4 protein-coding genes and 1 pseudogene are annotated in these 4,497 nt (G+C 76.1%); 2 read left to right on the forward strand and 3 right to left on the reverse strand.

Going from position 1 to position 4,497, the window contains the following annotated elements:
• The 3 genes from TR50_RS31255 to TR50_RS31265 all read right to left on the reverse strand — a co-directional run.
• A partial coding sequence (locus TR50_RS31255; protein ID WP_042429917.1) for an ATP-binding cassette domain-containing protein occupies window positions 1-244 on the reverse strand: 244 nt, incomplete at its 3' end.
• The gene (locus TR50_RS31260) at window positions 234-2,966 is read right to left on the reverse strand and encodes an ABC transporter permease subunit (protein ID WP_063775181.1); all 2,733 of its coding nucleotides are present in this window, start codon (window positions 2,964-2,966) and stop codon (window positions 234-236) included. The genes TR50_RS31255 and TR50_RS31260, both read right to left, overlap by 11 nt.
• The gene (locus tag TR50_RS31265; RefSeq protein WP_042429920.1) at window positions 2,967-3,518 is read right to left on the reverse strand and encodes a hypothetical protein; all 552 of its coding nucleotides are present in this window, start codon (window positions 3,516-3,518) and stop codon (window positions 2,967-2,969) included. It lies immediately after the preceding gene.
• A gap of 169 nt (window positions 3,519-3,687) precedes the next feature.
• On the opposite strand from TR50_RS31265, the gene TR50_RS31270 reads away from it, so the two are divergent.
• A complete protein-coding gene (locus tag TR50_RS31270) occupies window positions 3,688-4,263 on the forward strand; it encodes an MTB12 C-terminal domain-containing protein (protein WP_052441571.1) in 576 nt (191 codons plus the stop codon).
• Window positions 4,264-4,311: 48 nt separating this feature from the next.
• A pseudogene (locus TR50_RS49290) lies at window positions 4,312-4,497 on the forward strand (hypothetical protein); the annotation flags it as partial.

Raw genomic sequence — 4,497 nt, forward strand, 5'->3', positions numbered from 1 at the left:
TGTCGAGAGCGGTGATCTCGCGTGCGTGCGCTGCTCCACCCCCGCCGTACCAGAGCACCTGGCCCGCCGTCAGCGGCACCACGCCCGCGACCGCGTGCAGCGCGCTGCTGCGCCCGCTTCCGTTCCTCCCGACGAGCACCGTCATCGCCCCCGCCGGGACCGCCAGGTCCACGCCGTGCAGGGCCTCCAGCGGCCCGTACCGCACCCGCGCCCCGCGCAGCTCGACCTCCAGCTCAGGCGTCACGAGCCACCCCGCCGACGCCGCTCACTCCGCCCGCCCCGCTCACTCCGCCCGCCCCGCGCGTGCGGTCCACTGCCCGGCCGCTCTGGAACTCCGCCCGCCCGGCCCGCATCACGTGCACGCCGCTCGCCAACTCGTCCACCAGCTCCCGGTCGTGCTCGACCAGCAGCAGCGCGAGCCCGCCGTCGGCCAGCAGGTGCAGCAGCTCCACCAGCAGCGCCGTCTCACGCCTGTCCAGGCCCGCCGCCGGCTCGTCCAGCAGCAGCACGGTCGGGGCCATGGCCAGCGCCCGGCCGAGCTCGACCAGTCGCAGCGTGCCCGTCGGCAGATCCGCCGCCGGGTGGTCGCGCAGGACGGCGAGGCCCAGCAGCCGCAGCACCGCCTCCGTCTCCTCGACGGCGGAGGAGGCCAGCCGTCCCGACGCGGCCTGCTCGGCGCCGACCCGGATGTTGTCCGCCACCGTCAGCCCGGGGAAGACGGCCAACTGCTGGAAGGTGCGGGCCAGGCCGAGCCGGGCGCGGGCGTGCTCGGGCAGCCGGGTGATGTCGCGGCCGCCGAGCAGCACCTGGCCGCCGTCGGGGCGGCCCGCGCCGCTCAGACAGTCGAAGAGGGTGGACTTCCCCGCCCCGTTCGGCCCAGTCAGCGCGGTGATCCGGCCCGGCGGCACGGCGAGCGTCACCCCGTCCACGGCCGTGACGCCCGCGAAGCGGCGGGTGACGTTGCGCGCGGTGAGCCGCTCGCCCGCGAGCGGAGGCAGCGCGGGGAACCCGGGCAGCGCCGCCTCCGCCGAGGGCGCGGCGGCCGGGGCGGGCACGGGCAGCCGTGCCGCGAGCTGTCGGCCCAGCGCCGTCAGCCGCATCTCGCCGGGTCCGGGCAGGGCGGTCGCCCGGTCCGATGCGCTTGCCCCGCGGTCCCAGCGGCGGGCCAGCCCCGCGAGACCGCCCGGCGGCATCCGTCCGAGCAGCAGCGCCAGCGCGCCGACCACCACCGTGGAGAGTCCGGCGACCGTGCCGCTGTCCAGGCCGACCAGCAGCGCCGCCGCCAGCACCGCGCCGACCGCGCTGTCCGCACCGAAGACGACCACCGCCGCGAACCAGATCAGGCCCAGCACCGGGTCGAAGGCGTTGGGGTCGAAGGCCTGTCCGCCCAGACCCAGCAGTCCGCCGCCGAGTGCCGCCAGCGCCGCGCCGACCACGAAGGCCAGCAGCTTCAGCCGCGGCACGTCCACCCCGGCCGCCGCCGCGCCCGCCTCGTGGTCGCGCATCGCGCCGAGCGCCCGACCGATCCGGCCCCGCCGCAGCGCCCGCACCAGCAGCAGGGCGGCGGCCAGCAGCGCCAGCTCCAGGCCGTAGAAGAAGCGGTCCTGCCCGAGCAGCCCGGTCCGGTCCAGCACCACGCCGGTCGTGGCGGCGGGCTGCTGGAAGACCAGGCGGCTGATGGCCGTGCCGACCGCGAACGTCGTCAGCGCCAGGGCCAGTCCGCGTCGTCGGATCGCGGGCCAGCCGACGAGCAGCCCGAGCGGCGCCGCGATCACCACGGCGACCAGCAGCGCCACCGGCGCCGGGAAGGCGGGCAGACCGAGGACGCCGCCGCCCGCCAGCAGTCCGGTGAACAGCGCGCCGAGCCCCGCGTACCCGGCCTGCCCCAGCGAGACCTGACCTCCGTAGCCGGTCACCACCACGATCGACAGCAGCACCAGCGCCAGCGCCGGGACCTGGAGCGCCGCCCGCAGGTCGTCCGGGCGGAAGGCGAACGGCAGGAGCAGCAGCGCCGCGCAGCCGATCCGGGTGGCGAAGGCCCGCGGCGACGCCTCGCTCGCCGCCATGATCGGCGGACCGGTCAGCACCGCCTGGTAGGCGCGCCGCTCCGAGCCCGCGAACCGCAGCGGCAGCACCAGCACGGCCACCAGCAGCGCCAGCACGAACAGGTTCGCCCCGACGGCCTGGAGCAGCGACTGCGCCCAGCCGCCCGGATGGAACTGCGTGAGCTCGCTCTGCAGCACGCCCAGCGCCAGCGCCGAGGCGACCGCGACGCCGATGCTGCGCAGGCCCGCGATCACCGCGACCGCCATCGTCTCCATCACCAGCAGCGGCAGCCCGTACGGGTCGAGGCGCAGCCCCGGCGCCAGCACCGCGCCGGTCAGCCCCGCCGTGAACGCGCCGAAGGCCCAGCCGACGGAGGAGACCCGGTCCGCGTCCACGCCTGACAGCTCCGCCAGCCGCCGGTTGTCGACCACCGCCCTGACCTGGGTGCCGAACGGCGTCCAGCGTCCGACGACGGTGACGGCCGCGCCGAGCACGGCCACGACCGCCAGCACCGCCCAGGGTGAGGACGGCAGCAGGCTCGGCGCGTCGCCGAGCGGCGTCGGCCCCCACAGCAGGAACGCGACCCCCACCAGGAGCACGAACACGCCGAGGGAGGCCACCAGCGTCTCGACCGGCCCCGCGCCACGCCGTTGCAGCCGCCGGAACACGGTCGCGTCCAGCGTCCAGCCGATCGCGGGCGCGAAGACCAGCAGGCAGACCGGGACCGCGAGCGCCCGCGGCCAGTGCCAGACCACGATCGTCTGCCGCACCGCGTAGGCGGTGATCATCGCGATCGCGCCCTGGGCGAGGTTCAGCACGCCGGTGGCCCGGTAGCAGACCACCAGCCCGATCCCGGACAACGCCGCCGCGGCTCCGACGGTCAGTCCGGCCTGCGCCAGGTCGAGCGGCAGCGAGGACATTCAGGCCCCCGGGGCCGACGGTGCGTCCGGTCCGCCGGGCGGCTCGGCCGGAGTGCACAGCGGGCAGGGGCGCAGCCCGCGCTCCTGCGCGCCGGTCGGGGTGACCGGCAGCGCGTCGCCGCGCCCCTCGACGAGCAGACACGTGGTCCGGTGGTAGGTGCGGCCGTTCGGCAGATAGCAGAACCTCCCCGGGGCCGGGGCGTTCTGTTCGCCGCTGCCGCCCCCCGGCGAGCCGCCGCCCGCGGCCGCGGTCCGGCCTGCCTCCTCGACCAGCAGCTCGTAGAGCAGCCGCAGCTGCCTGCGGGTCTCCTCGTCGCCCGCCGCCCGCTCGCGCGCCTCCTCCTCGTCCGGGCGGGCCAGCAGCACCGCACCGGCCACGATCAGCGCGGCTCCCGGGATCGTCGCCGAGGCCAGGTACGGCAGCTGCCGCTCGGCGTAGCGCTCCCCGGAGACGCCGTACCAGCCCAGCACGCACAGCAGCGCCCCGGCCGCCGCGACGGCCGGACCCAGCCGACCGCGCAGGCCCCGTCCCCCGAACGGCGGCAGCTTCATGGCGTCCTCTCCCGATCACGGTCCCGGCGGGCGAATGGTCACGTTCCCTCATCAATACCCGTCCTGGAGGGTTCCTGACGATCCCCGCGGCGCTAGCTTGGTGAGGCGGATCTGATGGTAAGTCAGATTTTCGACGACAGTGCAGTTCACGACAGGGCGGTGACCGATCATGCAACGTGCATCCCTGGTCCTGCGGGCCGCGGCCGGCTCGGCCGTGCTGCTGCTCGCCGCGGCCTGCAGCAGCACCAGCACCACCGCGCCCAGCGCGACACCGAGCGGCGGAGCCGCCCCCACGACCCCCGCGACGTCCAGCAGCGCCCCGGCCGGCCAGGCCGCGGCCTGCGGCGGCGCCACGACGCCCACCGTCGCCGGCAGCGGTCCCGCCGACACGGCCGGCGCCGCGAGCAAGATCGCAGGGGACTACGCGCAGTTCTTCGACCCCTCGACCGCCATCAGCGCCAAGATGGGCCTGCTGCAGAACGCCGACAAGCTCGCCCCGGCGATGCAGGCCTTCGCGGGCGACCCGCAGGCGGCGCAGACCACCGTCGCCGTCACCGGCGTGGACTTCACCAGCGCCACCACCGCCGACGTCACCTACAACGTCTGCCTCTCCGGAGCCGTCGCGCTGAGCGGCAGCAAGGGCAAGTCGGTCCTCGACGGCGGCGTCTGGAAGGTCGGCGACACCACCCTGTGCGGCCTGCTCCAGCTCAAGGCCGGCAGCTCGCCGGTCCCGGGCTGCTCCTGACACCGGGCTGCTCCTGACAGACGAAGGGACCGCTGACAGGATGAGTCCGTGAGGCCTCTTCGGCACCGCGCCGCGCGCGCGAGGACGGCCCGGTCCGTCCTCGCGCTGCTGACGTGCGCGAGCCTGCTCGCCCTCACGGCCGGCTGCGGCAGCCGGCTGCCGCTGAAGGACTTCGAGAACCAGCCCACCGGCGGGGCCCGCGCCGGAGGCTCGCAACCGCCCATCCCGATACGG

This window comes from Streptacidiphilus anmyonensis (assembly GCF_000787855.1).
GTDB lineage: Bacteria > Actinomycetota > Actinomycetes > Streptomycetales > Streptomycetaceae > Streptacidiphilus > Streptacidiphilus anmyonensis.

Excerpts from the sequence above, each read along its gene's own strand:
- TR50_RS31260 (WP_063775181.1), bottom strand. The coding sequence starts at position 2,966 with ATGTCCTCGCTGCCGCTCGACCTGGCGCAGGCCGGACTGACCGTCGGA.
- TR50_RS31265 (WP_042429920.1), bottom strand. The coding sequence starts at position 3,518 with ATGAAGCTGCCGCCGTTCGGGGGACGGGGCCTGCGCGGTCGGCTGGGT.
- TR50_RS31270 (WP_052441571.1), top strand. The coding sequence starts at position 3,688 with ATGCAACGTGCATCCCTGGTCCTGCGGGCCGCGGCCGGCTCGGCCGTG.